Genomic DNA, 13088 nt, shown 5'->3' with positions numbered 1-13088 from the left:
TTACCCCGGTGTCAGGATCTTCTGCGTCGGTGCTTCTGGATGTGCGGGAGCGGTCCCGGCTACTTGATCAGGTAGATCGTGGCGAAGAGGCCGATCCAGACCACATCGACGAAGTGCCAGTAGTAGGACACGACGATGGCGGCGGTCGCCTGCTCGTGGGTGAACCTCTTGGCCATGTAGGTACGGCCGAGTACCAGCAGGAAGGCGATGAGGCCGCCCGTCACGTGCAGGCCGTGGAAGCCGGTGGTCAGGTAGAACACCGAGCCGTACGGGTCCGAGGACAGCGAGATGCCGTCCTTCTTCACCAGCTCGGTGTACTCGTAGATCTGACCGCCGATGAAGATCGCACCCATGATGAAGGTGAGGATGAACCAGCCACGGAGCTTCTTCACGTCGCCGCGTTCGGCCGCGAACACGCCGAGCTGGCAGGTGAGGGAGGAGAGCACCAGGATCGTGGTGTTCGTGGCGGAGAAGGGCACGTTGAGTGCCTCCGCCATCTCCTTCCAGTGAGCCGGTCCGGTCACCGACCGGAGGGTGAAGTACATCGCGAAGAGGGCCGCGAAGAACATCAGCTCGGAACTCAGCCAGATGATGGTTCCGACGCTGGTGAGGTTCGGCCGGTTGACCGACGGGTGCGCGTGCCCGGTTTCTACTGTCGTTGCTGTCGCCACGACCGACATTATGTCGGTCGCTTATCTCGCGCTCACTCCGGGGGGTGCCGTTCGGAGTGTTGCCACCCACCACACCGGTGTTGACATGGTGTTCATGGGGACGACGACGGGAGTAACATCCGCCCGAACGGCCCTGTCCGTCCTGTCCGTACGACGCTGACGTCTCGGAGGAACAATGCAGCCGACCGCCACGGTGCTGGTCTACAGCGACGACTCCAACACCCGCGAGCAAGTACGGCTGGCCGCCGGTCGCCGCCCCGCTCCGGACGTACCCCTCGTCGAGTTCCTGGAGTGCGCGACGCCGGACGCGGTGCTGCGGGAGCTGGACAAGGGGGGCATCGACGTCTGTGTCCTGGACGGCGAAGCCGTGCCCATGGGGGGCATGGGCGTGTGCCGGCAGATCAAGGACGAGGTGTTCAACTGCCCGCCGGTGCTGCTGCTGATGGGACGGCCGCAGGACGCCTGGCTCGCCACGTGGAGCCGGGCGGACGCCGCGGTGACCCTGCCGGTGGACCCGGTCGAGTTCGCCTCCGCGCTGGCCGCTCTGCTGCGTCAGCGGCGCCTGGTGGGCGCGTAGCGGCCCGGGGCGCGAGGTGTGGGCGCGGCTGCCGGTCCGTGGCGGGCCCTCGCGCCCGCGCGGCGGCAGCCGCACCTCGCACCCGGCCTCGCGTTGCCCGGGCACGCTCACAGCGCCGCTGGCTGGATCCTCACCGCGTCCCCGGGAGCCGGCCCGTCGGGTTTGCCGTTGAAGAGGGCGCTGCCCGTACGCCACTTCGCCCAGTCGACGTTCCAGTCGCCGAAGCCGTTGCCGAAGGGTTCCATGGCGTCGCCGTAGGAATTGACGACCTTCACGATGTCGCCCTCCCGGATGTTGTCGAAGAACCACTCGGCGTTGGCCGTGCTCATGCCGGTGCAGCCGTGGCTGACGTTCGCGTAGCCCTGGGAGCCGACGGACCAGGGGGCGGCGTGGACGTACTCGCCCGACCAGGTGACCCGGGTGGCGTAGTAGACCGGCAGGTCGTAGGAGTCCGAGCTGCCCTCGGCGATGCCGACGGTGGTGCCGCGCATCCGTACGAAGTACTGCTTCTCCAGTACGACCTTGACGCCGTTGCGGGTCTCGTAGCCGGCCTTGCCGGTGGTGACCGGGATCTGCTCGACCTGCTGCCCGTTCTTGTAGTAGGTGAGCTGGTGCGCGGCCGCGTCCGTGATCACCTCCACCCGGTCCCCCGTGGTGATCTTCACCGCATTGGACTTCCCGCCCCACAACCGGTCGCCGACCCGGACGCCGTTCAGGTTGCTGTGCGCCTGGACGGTGGCGTGGGCGGGCCAGTACTCCTTGGGGCGGTAGTGGAGTTCCTTGTCGCTCACCCAGTACCAGGAGCCCGGCACGGCCGGCACGGAGTCCACCCGTAGCCCGCGCTCCACGACGGCACGCTGCGCCTTGTCCTTGATCGGCTGGTCCAGCTGGGCCGTGATGGGCTGTCCGACGCCGAACGTGCCCTTCTCCGGCCCGAACGTGACGTTCAGGGTCTTCTTGCTGGTGGGCTTGCTGGTGTCGAACGTGAGGACCTTGCGGCCGGGCGCGCCGTCCTCGTCCTCGGTGCTCACCCTGACCGTGTAGTGGGCGTTGGCGGCCAGCGGGGAGGTGCTGTGCCAGCGGCTGCCGTCGGCGGCCAGTTCGCCCGCCACGTAGCGCCCTGTGGAGTCCTGGGCGGTGACGTCCGTGATGCGCCCGTCACCGCTCTCGGCGGTGATCTCCAGGGGCTTGTCCGGATCGGCCCGCTTCCCCGCGTCGGTGGGGCCGTTGAAGGAGATCTGGTCCGCTGCGTCGTACGGCTTGGCCGACAGGGGGTTGCCGTCCGAACCGCAAGCGGTGACGCCCGCGCCCAGGGCGGCCACCAGCAGCGTGCAGCTGACGACGGAGCGGGTCCGCGGAGTGTGATTCATATGATCACGTTATGAGACGTTGACCGTACCGGCTCGTCACCTACTTCCTATGGGTGACGGCACTGCGGCAGACGACGGACGCCCGGAAACCCGCGCAACGGCGGGAGCCCGGACCCTCCTGGCGGAGGGTCCGGGCTCCCGGTGTGCTCGGTGCGTGCTACTGGGTGCGGTTCTCACCGTGGTAGTACTCGAACACCCAGCCGAACAGGCCGATCATGATGATCGGGGCGGCGAAGTAGATCAGCCACCAGCCGACCGCGATGCTGAGGAAGGCGACCGCGCCGCCGAAGCCCAGCATGAGCGGCTGCCAGCTGTGCGGGCTGAAGAAGCCCAGCTCGCCCGCGTCGTCCGCGACGTCGGCCTCCTTGTCGTCCTGGGCGCCCGCGTCGACCCGCCGGGCGGTGAAGCCCAGGTAGAAGCCGATCATGACGCTCAGGCCGAAGGCCAGGAAGAGCGCGGTGGTTCCGGCCGGCTCCTTCGACCACACGCCATACACGATGGCCATGATCAGAATGAAGACGCTCAGCCAGATGAACATCCGACCCTGGATCTTCACTTGCCGGCCTCCTTGCTGCCCGCGATGGCGGCGCCGTGACCGGCGTGCTCAAGCTGCTCCAGCGCGGCGATCTCGGGGTGGTGCAGGTCGAACGCCGGGGATTCACTGCGGATCCGCGGCAGGGTGAGGAAGTTGTGCCGCGGCGGCGGGCAGGACGTCGCCCACTCGAGCGAACGGCCGTAGCCCCAGGGGTCGTCCACGCCGACCGGCTTGCCGTACTTGGCCGTCTTCCAGACGTTGTAGAGGAACGGCAGGATCGACAGGCCGAGCAGGAACGAGCTGATCGTCGAGATCGTGTTCAGGGCGGTGAAGCCGTCGGCCGCCAGGTAGTCGGCGTAACGACGCGGCATGCCCTCGGCACCCAGCCAGTGCTGCACCAGGAAGGTCCCGTGGAAGCCGACGAACAGCGTCCAGAAGGTGATCTTGCCGAGACGCTCGTCGAGCATCTTGCCCGTCATCTTCGGCCACCAGAAGTGGAAGCCGGAGAACATCGCGAAGACGACCGTGCCGAACACCACGTAGTGGAAGTGCGCCACCACGAAGTACGAGTCGGAGACGTGGAAGTCCATCGGCGGCGAGGCCAGGATGACACCGGTCAGACCGCCGAAGGTGAAGGTGATCAGGAAGCCGACCGCCCAGAGCATCGGCGTCTCGAAGGACAGCGAGCCCTTCCACATCGTGCCGATCCAGTTGAAGAACTTCACGCCGGTCGGGACCGCGATCAGGAACGTCATGAAGGAGAAGAACGGCAGCAGCACACCGCCGGTGACGTACATGTGGTGCGCCCACACCGTCACGGACAGACCGGCGATCGCGATCGTGGCCGCGATCAGGCCCATGTAGCCGAACATCGGCTTGCGGGAGAAGACCGGGATGACCTCGGAGATGATGCCGAAGAACGGCAGCGCGATGATGTACACCTCTGGATGGCCGAAGAACCAGAAGAGGTGTTGCCACAGTAGTGCGCCGCCGTTGGCGGCGTCGAAGACATGGGCACCGAACTTGCGGTCCGCCTCCAGGGCGAACAGCGCGGCGGCCAGCACCGGGAAGGCCAGCAGGACCAGCACGGCCGTCAGCAGCACGTTCCACACGAAGATCGGCATGCGGAACATGGTCATGCCCGGGGCACGCATGCAGATGATCGTGGTGATGAAGTTGACCGCACCGAGGATCGTGCCGAAGCCGGAGAAGGCCAGACCCATGATCCACAGGTCGGCGCCGATACCCGGCGAGCGGACCGCGTCCGACAGCGGGGAGTAGGCGAACCAGCCGAAGTCGGCCGCACCCTGCGGGGTGAGGAAACCGCCCACCGCGATGGTCGAGCCGAACAGGTAGAGCCAGTAGGCGAACATGTTCAGCCGCGGGAACGCCACGTCCGGCGCACCGATCTGCAGCGGCATGATCCAGTTCGTGAAACCGGCGAACAGCGGCGTCGCGAACATCAGCAGCATGATCGTGCCGTGCATCGTGAACGCCTGGTTGAACTGCTCGTTCGACATGATCTGCAGACCCGGCCGGGCCAGCTCGGCGCGCATCAGCAGCGCCATGACGCCACCGATCAGGAAGAACGCGAACGAGGTGACCAGATAGAGCGTGCCGATCGTCTTGTGGTCGGTGGTCGTCAGCCACTTCACCACGACATTGCCGGGCTGCTTGCGCCGGACCGGCAGCTCGTTCTCGTACGAGTCTTCAGCTGCCGCGGCACCCTGGGGTTCGTTGAGGATGCTCACAGGATGTTCGTCCTCTGGTTCTTCTCGTGGCTCGTCTGCGCGATGCCGGCCGGGATGTAACCGGTCTGCCCCTTCTGCGCAAGCTCCTTGAGGTGCTGCTCGTAGCGCTCCGGGGAGACGACCTTCACGTTGAACAGCATCCGCGAGTGGTCGACGCCGCAGAGTTCGGCGCACTTGCCCATGAAGGTGCCCTCCTTGTTGGGGGTCACCTGGAAGGCGTTGGTGCGGCCCGGGATGACGTCCTGCTTCATGAGGAACGGCACCACCCAGAAGGAGTGGATGACGTCACGCGAGGTGAGGACGAAGCGGACCGTCTTGCCCTTGGGCAGCCAGAGCGTCGGACCGGGGTTGTCGGTCTGCGGGTTCCGCGTGCCGGGCGTACCGACGTCGTAGACGCCGCCGGCGTTCGCCGGGAACTCGGCCTTGAACCGGTTCGGGATCGCGTCCAGGTTCTTGTCGGTCTTGGCATCGCCGTTGGAACCGGGGACGTTCTCGATGTAGTTGAAGCCCCAGCTCCACTGGAAGCCGACCACGTTGACCGTGACGTCCGGCTTCTTGTCAGTGAGGCTGAGCAGCTTCGACTCGTCCCGGGCCGTGAAGTAGAAGAGCACCGAGATGATGATGATCGGGACCACCGTGTACAGGGCCTCGATCGGCATGTTGTACCGGGTCTGCGGAGGAACCTCGACCTTGGTGCGGCTGCGCCGGTGGAAGAAAGCACTCCACAGGATCAGGCCCCACACCAGCACGCCGACGGCGAGCGCGGCAGCCCAGGAGCCCTGCCACAGGGAGAGGATCCGCGGAGCCTCTTCCGTGGTCGGGGTGGGCATGCCAAGGCGGGGGAAGTCCTTGTATGTGCAACCGGTTGCGGTCGCCAGGACCAGGCCCGCGGTCAGTGCCTGCAGCAGCTTCCGCCGCATCGGGCGCCGCGGCGAGCGGTCGGAGCCGTTGGGACTCACGTAGCGCCTTCCCGAGAGTCTCGCCCGCGCGGTCGGCTGCGGCCTTCTCGCTGGTCGGTCGCCGCCCTGCGTCGGGCAGGGGTTTGGATGTTTATGCGGACCAAACCCTAGCCGACGCTCTTCGAGGGTTCGCGGGGAGGGGGGCATACGCGTCGCCTGTCACTCTGTTGGGGTGGGAAAGGCCGCGGATTGAGCGCCTAATAGCTCGGGTTGTGACGGTTTGGCGAGCGGGTGCGGACGGCGTCGCGGCTGGTCGTGCGGCTCCCCGCGCCGCCTGCGCGTCCCGCGCCACGTCTTAACGTTGACCTGTGTCCTACTTCGACGCCGCGTCCGCCGCTCCCCTCCACCCCGTCGCCCGCCAGGCCCTCTTGGCCTCCCTGGACGAGGGATGGGCCGATCCCGCCCGGCTCTACCGGGAGGGCCGCAGGGCGCGCATGCTGCTGGACGCCGCCCGGGAGGCCGCTGCCGAGGCCGTCGGCTGCCGGGCCGACGAGGTGGTGTTCACCCCGTCGGGGACCCGGGCGCTGCACGCCGGGATCGCGGGGGCGTCGGCCGGCCGGCGCCGGGTCGGGCGCCACCTGATCGTGTCCGCTGTCGAACACTCCTCCGTGCTCCATTCGGCGGAGCTGCACGAGGCCGCGGGCGGGACGGTCACCCGAGTGGCCGTCAACCGGGCGGGAGCCGTCACCCCGTCGGCGTACGCGGCCGCGCTGCGCCCCGACACCGCACTCGCGTGCCTGCAGTCGGCCAACCACGAGGTCGGCACCGCCCAGCCGGTGGCCGAGGTGGCGGAGGTGTGCCGGGCGGCCGGGGTGCCGTTGCTGGTGGACGCGGCGCAGTCGCTGGGGTGGGGGCCGGTGGCGGGCGCCTGGTCGCTGCTGGCGGCCAGCGCGCACAAGTGGGGCGGGCCGTCCGGGGTCGGACTGCTCGTCGTGCGCAAGGGCGTGCGGTTCGCCGCTCAGGGGCCGGTGGACGAGCGGGAGTCGGGCCGGGCGCCCGGGTTCGAGAACATCCCGGCGATCGTGGCCGCCGTGGCCTCGCTGCGCGCGGTGCGGGCCGAGGCGGCCCAGGAGGCGGTACGGCTGCGGGAGCTGACGGAGCGGATCCGGACACGGGTGCCGCAGCTGGTGCCGGACGTGGAGGTGGTCGGGGACGCCGCACAGCGGCTGCCCGGGATCGTCACGTTCTCCTGCCTCTACGTCGACGGCGAGGCGCTGCTGCACGAACTGGACCGCGCGGGCTTCTCGGTCTCCTCCGGCTCCTCCTGCACGAGCAGCACGCTGACGCCCAGCCACGTGCTGAAGGCGATGGGGGTGCTGAGCGAGGGGAACGTACGGGTCTCCCTGCCGCCGGGCACCGCCGAGGCGGACGTGGAGCGGTTCCTGGAGGTGCTGCCGGGCGTGGTGAGCGGCGTGCGCGAGAAGCTGGGCGCACCGGCCCCCACGACGGCCGTCCGCGCCGAGGAACTGGTCGTCGACTCCCTCGGCAAGCGGTGCCCGATCCCGGTCATCGAGCTGGCCAAGGTGTTCGCCGACGTCCCGGTCGGCGGCACCGTCCGCGTCCTCTCCGACGACGAGGCGGCCCGACTGGACATCCCGGCATGGTGCGAGATGCGGGGCCAGCAGTACGTCGGAGAGGAACCGGCGGAACGAGGCACGGCGTACGTGGTACGCCGCCTGACGTGACCCCCCAGGGGTCCGGGGCGCGGCCCCCGGTCAGGGGCGCGGGGCCCGGTCAGGGGCGCGGAGCCCGGTCAGGGGTGCGGAGCCGCGTCGATGTGCGGCTCCGCCGCGCGGGCGCGTCAGGGCCGGCCGCGCCCGCGCCCGGGAACGGGCCTCAGCCCAGGTGGGCCTGCACTTCTTCCGCGGCCGACTGCCCGTACGCCTTGGTGAACCGCTCCATGAAGTGCCCGCGCCGCAGCTGGTACTCCTGCGTCCCGACGGTCTCGATGACCAGCGTCGCCAGCATGCAGCCCACCTGCGCGGCACGCTCCAGCGAGACACCCCAGGCCAGCCCCGACAGGAAGCCCGCGCGGAAGGCGTCGCCGACGCCCGTGGGGTCGGCCTTGCGCTCCTCGTCCGGGCAGCCGACCTCGATCGGGTCCTCACCCTGCCGCTCGATCCGCACGCCCCGCGCGCCGAGCGTGGTGACGCGATGGCCGACCCGGGACAGGATCTCGGCGTCGTTCCAGCCGGTCTTGGTCTCGATGAGACCCTTCTCGTACTCGTTCGAGAAGAGGTAGGTCGCACCGTCGAGCAGGATGCGGATCTCGTCGCCCTCCATGCGGGCGATCTGCTGGGAGAAGTCGGCGGCGAACGGGATGTTCCGGGTACGGCACTCCTCGGTGTGGCGGAGCATCGCCTCGGGGTCGTCGGCGCCGATGAGGACCAGGTCGAGGCCGCCCACGCGGTCCGCGACGGTCTTCAGCTCGATGAGGCGGGCCTCGCTCATGGCGCCGGTGTAGAAGGAGCCGATCTGGTTGTGCACGGCGTCGGTCGTGCACACGAACCGGGCGGTGTGCAGGGTCTCGGAGATGCGGACCGACTCGGTGTCCACGCCGTGCCGGTCGAGCCAGGCCCGGTACTCGTCGAAGTCGAAGCCCGCGGCACCGACCAGGATGGGTCCGGTGCCGAGCTGGCCCATGCCGAAGGCGATGTTCGCGCCGACGCCGCCCCGGCGCACGTCGAGATTGTCGACCAGGAAGGAGAGCGAAACCGTGTGCAGTTGGTCCGCTACGAACTGGTCGGCGAAGCGGCCGGGGAAGGTCATGAGGTGGTCGGTGGCGATGGAGCCGGTGACTGCGATGCGCACGACGGAGATTCTCCTGCGGGGAGGCTGAGTTGACAGTCCACGCTACCCGGTCGGACGCCCGCCGCTGAAGCGGGCAAAACTACCCGATAGTAGATCTTTCTTCGCAGCCCCTGGCATGCCTACGGTTCGGTCATGGCGAACCTCAAGGTCTCTTCCAAGGTCCGGGCCGACTACGACGGCGATCTTGCCGCACTGCGCAGCGACTGCGCCCGGATGGTCCCGCACTGGGCCGTTCCGGAGCACGCCGAGCCCCGGCCCGTACCGCCCTCCCTCATCCACGGGGTGAAGGTCCCGGCACGGTCCGCCCGGCTGCTGGACGCGATGTCCGACTACGGCGACTGACCCGCCGGGAACCGTGCGCTCCTCTCCCGCGTCCCATCGCCGTCCCCCGCGCGAGGGATGCGGGACACGACCCAGCGAGGAGCGATGCGGTGAACACCGAGCGGCCTGAGGACTCCGGGAACGCGGAGGTTCCGAAGGCATCCGAGGAACATGCGGCCGAGGCCCGTACGCCCGAGCCCCCGGAGGCCACCGGGGCTTCCGCGGCCACCGGGGCTTCGGGGATCGCAGGGGACCGTACCGCCGAGTCCTCCGAGGCTCCGGAGGCCGCCGAGGCCGCTGAGGCCCCTGAGGCGCCGGAGGCCTCCGATCGGGCCGAGTCCCCGGACGGCCCGGCCCACCCGAACGGCCCGGACAGCGAGGACGGCCTGGACGGCCCTGGCGGCCCGGGCGGCCCTGGCGGTCCGGGCGGGCGCCGGCGGTCGTCCGGCACCGTCGCGCTCGTCGCCGCCGCGGCCGTGCTGCTGGTGGGCGGCGGTGGGGCGTACCTCGCCGCCACCAACGGCACCGGTGGCCGTACGGACGGCGGCCCGGCCGCATCCGGCGGTGCCACTCCCCCGCCGCTCACCCTGGACGGCTGGGCGGCCGACGGCACCGGCGGTATCGCACCCGGCGAACCGGACCCGTACGGCGCCCGGTACGTGGCACAGGGCGAGCTGCCGGACGGGCCCGGTTCGGCGCCGGTGTACGAGCCGGGGGCCGAGGTCGGCCGGGAGCAGGCGGCACGGCTGGCGCAGGCGCTCGGGGTGACCGGGACACCCGTGGCCGAGGGGCGGACCTGGCGGGTCGGCGGGCAGGACGGCACGGGGCCGAGCCTCCAGGTGAACCGGGACGCGCCGGGCAGCTGGACCTTCAGCCGGTTCGCCCCCGGCACCGACAACTGCCGCAAGGTGACCGTCTGCGCTCAGGACCCGGGCGCTCCGGCCGGCGAACCGGTGAGCGTGGCGGCGGCCGAGAAAGCGGCGGCTCCCGTGCTGAAGGCGGCGGGACTGGACGACGCGAAGATCGATGCGAGCCAGGTCATGGGCGCCCAGCGGGTGGTCAACGCCGACCCGGTGATCGGCGGGCTGCCCACGTACGGCTGGACGACCGGGCTGACCGTGGACCGCAAGGGCGTGCTCGTCGGCGGCCACGGGCTGCTGGCGACGCCGGTGAAGGGCGACACGTATCCCGTGGTGGGCGCCGGGAAGGCGCTGGAGCTGATGAACGGGGCGACGAAGCGGGACCACCGGATGGGGATCGGCGGCTGTGCCAGCCCGGTGCCGCTGAAGGACCGGCTGGAGCAGCCGTGCGGGGCGTCCACCGGGGCGCCCGGGCGGGACGGGAACACGGTCACCGTGGAGAAGGCCGTGTTCGGGCTGGCCGCGCAGTCCGTCGGCGGGCGGCAGACGCTGGTGCCGTCGTGGCTGTTCCAGGCGCGCGGGTCACTGGCGGACGACAGCTTCACGGTGACGTATCCGGCGGTCGACCCCGAGTACCTGGCGTCGGCGTCCTCGCCTTCGTCCCCCTCCCCTTCCCTGCCCCCGGCCTCGTCCCTGCCCTCGTCGCCCTCGCCACCCTCGTCGTCCTCCTCGCCCTCAGCACCGGAGACGTCCGGGGCGCCCCGTAAGAGCCGCAGCGTGAAGGTGAACGCGTACACGGCCGCTGACGACAGGACGCTGCTGGTGAGCTTCTACGGCGGGGTCTGCGCGGACTACCGGACGTCGGCGCAGGAGAGTGACGGCCGGGTGACCGTGCGGGTCACGGAGACGCCGTGGCCGGGCAAGGTGTGCGTGCTCATCGCCCAGGAGTACGTGAAGACCGTACGGCTGGACGCGCCGCTGGACGGGCGGACGGTGGTCGGGACCGGCGGCAAGGAGATCCGGCGGGCGAAGCCGGGTTCGCTGAAGCCGGACTCGTCGGCGCAGCCGCGCTGACCGCACGGCGCCCTTCCGGCTCCCCAGGCCCGTCACGCTTTCGGCTCCCGGGCACGGCCGGCTCCTCCGGACGGCGAAGGCGGCGGCCCCCCGTGCAGGGGGCCGCCGCCTTCATTTCACACCGTCGGGCTCTGCCGTCGGCTCAGCTGAACGAGTCGCCGCAGGCGCAGGAGCCGGTCGCGTTCGGGTTGTCGATCGTGAAGCCCTGCTTCTCGATCGTGTCCACGAAGTCGATGGTGGCGCCGCCCAGGTACGGAGCGCTCATGCGGTCCGTGACGACCTTGACCCCGTCGAAGTCCTTCTCCACGTCCCCGTCGAGCGCGCGCTCGTCGAAGAAGAGCTGGTAGCGCAGGCCGGAGCAACCGCCGGGCTGGACGGCGACGCGCAGCGCCAGGTCGTCGCGGCCTTCCTGGTCGAGCAGGGCCTTGACCTTGGCCGCGGCGGCGTCGGTCAGGATGATGCCGTCGGTGACGGTGGTGGTCTCGTCCGATACGGACATCTACATCTCTCCCGGGTTGTACGGAGACTGCTTGCCGACGAGTGCAACCGGCGTTTCCGCGGATTCATTCCGGGCCGGGCATTCGCGTGGTCGCGTTGTGGTTCCTTTCTCATGCTCGCACACGCCCGCGGGCGCGGACAGCGCCCCACCGAGGGACGTCGGCGGGATTCACGTCACATAGACGCTATGGCCATCGTCAAAGTGACGTGAAGCAGTTATGATAGATAGCGTCAGTTAGACGAAAAGTAGAAAGGGTGTGTGTCGTGACCACCGCCCAGACCCCGGACCTCGACGTACAGCCGACTCCGCTCGCCCTGTTGCTGCTCGGCCGCGAGGCCGACCCGAAGAGCGAGCGGGGCGTCGAGTGTCCCGGTGACCTGCCCTCGCCGTCCGACCCCGACCTGGTCGAGCGCGCCCGCGCGGCCAAGGAGAAGCTCGGCGACAAGGTCTTCGTGCTCGGCCACCACTACCAGCGCGACGAGGTCATCCAGTTCGCCGACGTCACGGGCGACTCCTTCAAGCTGGCCCGGGACGCGGCCGCGCGCCCGGAGGCCGAGTACATCGTCTTCTGCGGTGTGCACTTCATGGCGGAGTCGGCGGACATCCTCACCTCGGACGACCAGAAGGTCGTCCTGCCGGACCTGGCCGCCGGCTGCTCCATGGCCGACATGGCGACGGCCGAGCAGGTCGCGGAGTGCTGGGACGTGCTGACCGAGGCGGGCGTCGCCGAGCAGGTGGTTCCCGTCTCGTACATGAACTCCTCCGCCGACATCAAGGCGTTCACCGGCAAGCACGGCGGCACGATCTGCACCTCGTCCAACGCCAAGCGCGCCCTGGACTGGGCCTTCGAGCAGGGCGAGAAGGTGCTCTTCCTGCCCGACCAGCACCTGGGCCGCAACACCGCCGTCCGCGACATGGGCATGTCCCTGGACGACTGCGTGGTCTACAACCCGCACAAGCCGAACGGCGGCCTGACCGCGGACGAGCTGCGCGCCGCGAAGATGATCCTGTGGCGCGGGCACTGCTCGGTCCACGGGCGCTTCAGCCTGGACTCGGTCAACGACGTCCGTGAGCGCATCCCCGGGGTGAACGTCCTGGTCCACCCGGAGTGCAAGCACGAGGTCGTGGCCGCCGCGGACTACGTCGGCTCGACCGAGTACATCATCAAGGCCCTGGAGGCCGCCCCGGCCGGCTCCAAGTGGGCCATCGGCACGGAGCTGAACCTGGTCCGCCGCCTGGCGAATCGTTTCGCGCCCGAGGGCAAGGAGATCGTCTTCCTCGACAAGACGGTCTGCTTCTGCTCGACCATGAACCGCATCGACCTGCCCCACCTGGTCTGGGCCCTGGAGTCCCTGGCCGAGGGCAACCTGGTCAACCGCATCGAGGTCGACAAGGAGACGGAGGCCTTCGCGAAGCTGGCGCTGGAGCGCATGCTGGCGCTGCCGTAGCCCGCGCGGACGGGCTTGCCGCGGCTCACGCGGCACGTCTGCCGCAGCCCGCGCGAAAGGGCCGGGTCCCGTACGGGGCCCGGCCCTTCCTCATGCCGTTCAGGTTTCCCTGCGATTCCTCATGCCGTCGGGTTTCCCCGCGGTCCTCACGCGGTCAGGTTTCCCCGCGGTCCTCGTGCCGTCGGGTTTCCCCGCGGTCCTCGTGCCGTCGG

12 protein-coding genes are annotated in these 13088 nt (G+C 69.8%); 5 read left to right on the top strand and 7 right to left on the bottom strand.

All coding sequences use genetic code 11. The features are described from left to right. Positions 1-59 precede the first annotated feature (59 nt). On the bottom strand, positions 60-680 hold the full coding sequence (gene ctaE, locus JK359_RS35490) for an aa3-type cytochrome oxidase subunit III (protein WP_014672235.1): 621 nt from the start codon (positions 678-680) through the stop codon (positions 60-62). A gap of 166 nt (positions 681-846) precedes the next feature. Between ctaE and JK359_RS35485 the strand changes: the two genes are divergently transcribed. Next, the gene (locus JK359_RS35485) at positions 847-1248 is read left to right on the top strand and encodes a response regulator (protein ID WP_201843753.1); all 402 of its coding nucleotides are present in this window, start codon (positions 847-849) and stop codon (positions 1246-1248) included. Positions 1249-1355: 107 nt separating this feature from the next. Here JK359_RS35485 and JK359_RS35480 read toward each other — a convergent pair whose 3' ends face one another. The 4 genes from JK359_RS35480 to ctaC all read right to left on the bottom strand — a co-directional run bounded on the left by JK359_RS35480 (position 1356) and on the right by ctaC (position 5863). Further along, on the bottom strand, positions 1356-2618 hold the full coding sequence (locus JK359_RS35480) for a L,D-transpeptidase (protein WP_201843752.1): 1263 nt from the start codon (positions 2616-2618) through the stop codon (positions 1356-1358). A gap of 157 nt (positions 2619-2775) precedes the next feature. Beyond that, entirely contained in the window at positions 2776-3174 is a 399-nt protein-coding gene (locus JK359_RS35475) for a cytochrome c oxidase subunit 4 (protein WP_201843751.1), read from the bottom strand. After that, a complete protein-coding gene (ctaD, locus tag JK359_RS35470) occupies positions 3171-4904 on the bottom strand; it encodes an aa3-type cytochrome oxidase subunit I (protein WP_201843750.1) in 1734 nt (577 codons plus the stop codon). The genes JK359_RS35475 and ctaD overlap by 4 nt, the downstream gene beginning before the upstream one ends. Beyond that, a complete protein-coding gene (ctaC, locus tag JK359_RS35465) occupies positions 4901-5863 on the bottom strand; it encodes an aa3-type cytochrome oxidase subunit II (RefSeq protein WP_201843749.1) in 963 nt (320 codons plus the stop codon). The genes ctaD and ctaC overlap by 4 nt, the downstream gene beginning before the upstream one ends. A gap of 308 nt (positions 5864-6171) precedes the next feature. On the opposite strand from ctaC, the gene JK359_RS35460 reads away from it, so the two are divergent. Beyond that, on the top strand, positions 6172-7548 hold the full coding sequence (locus JK359_RS35460; protein ID WP_201843748.1) for a cysteine desulfurase/sulfurtransferase TusA family protein: 1377 nt from the start codon (positions 6172-6174) through the stop codon (positions 7546-7548). A 151-nt stretch (positions 7549-7699) separates the two neighbouring features. Here the strand turns inward: JK359_RS35460 and JK359_RS35455 are convergent, their stop codons facing one another. Continuing rightward, positions 7700-8674: a carbohydrate kinase family protein gene (locus JK359_RS35455; RefSeq protein ID WP_201843747.1), complete on the bottom strand. Its 975-nt coding sequence runs from the start codon at positions 8672-8674 to the stop codon at positions 7700-7702. Positions 8675-8806: 132 nt separating this feature from the next. Between JK359_RS35455 and JK359_RS35450 the strand changes: the two genes are divergently transcribed. Both JK359_RS35450 and JK359_RS35445 read left to right on the top strand, forming a co-directional pair. Then, on the top strand, positions 8807-9016 hold the full coding sequence (locus tag JK359_RS35450) for a hypothetical protein (protein ID WP_201843746.1): 210 nt from the start codon (positions 8807-8809) through the stop codon (positions 9014-9016). An 89-nt stretch (positions 9017-9105) separates the two neighbouring features. After that, positions 9106-10929, top strand: a complete 1824-nt coding sequence (locus JK359_RS35445) for a hypothetical protein (RefSeq protein ID WP_307788425.1) — start codon at positions 9106-9108, stop codon at positions 10927-10929. A 142-nt stretch (positions 10930-11071) separates the two neighbouring features. On the opposite strand, the gene erpA is transcribed toward JK359_RS35445, so the two are convergent. Then, the gene (erpA, locus tag JK359_RS35440) at positions 11072-11428 is read right to left on the bottom strand and encodes an iron-sulfur cluster insertion protein ErpA (RefSeq protein WP_201843745.1); all 357 of its coding nucleotides are present in this window, start codon (positions 11426-11428) and stop codon (positions 11072-11074) included. A gap of 263 nt (positions 11429-11691) precedes the next feature. Between erpA and nadA the strand changes: the two genes are divergently transcribed. Beyond that, on the top strand, positions 11692-12876 hold the full coding sequence (gene nadA, locus JK359_RS35435; RefSeq protein ID WP_201843744.1) for a quinolinate synthase NadA: 1185 nt from the start codon (positions 11692-11694) through the stop codon (positions 12874-12876). Positions 12877-13088 lie beyond the last annotated feature (212 nt).

The organism is Streptomyces actinomycinicus (assembly GCF_016741775.1).
GTDB lineage: Bacteria > Actinomycetota > Actinomycetes > Streptomycetales > Streptomycetaceae > Streptomyces > Streptomyces actinomycinicus.
This window is presented reverse-complemented; position numbering and strand designations above follow the sequence as displayed.

Coding starts and splice junctions, on each gene's coding strand:
- JK359_RS35450 (WP_201843746.1), top strand. CDS start 8,807: ATGGCGAACCTCAAGGTCTCTTCCAAGGTCCGGGCCGACTACGACGGC.
- JK359_RS35480 (WP_201843752.1), bottom strand. CDS start 2,618: ATGAATCACACTCCGCGGACCCGCTCCGTCGTCAGCTGCACGCTGCTG.
- erpA (WP_201843745.1), bottom strand. CDS start 11,428: ATGTCCGTATCGGACGAGACCACCACCGTCACCGACGGCATCATCCTG.
- ctaE (WP_014672235.1), bottom strand. CDS start 680: ATGTCGGTCGTGGCGACAGCAACGACAGTAGAAACCGGGCACGCGCAC.
- JK359_RS35485 (WP_201843753.1), top strand. CDS start 847: ATGCAGCCGACCGCCACGGTGCTGGTCTACAGCGACGACTCCAACACC.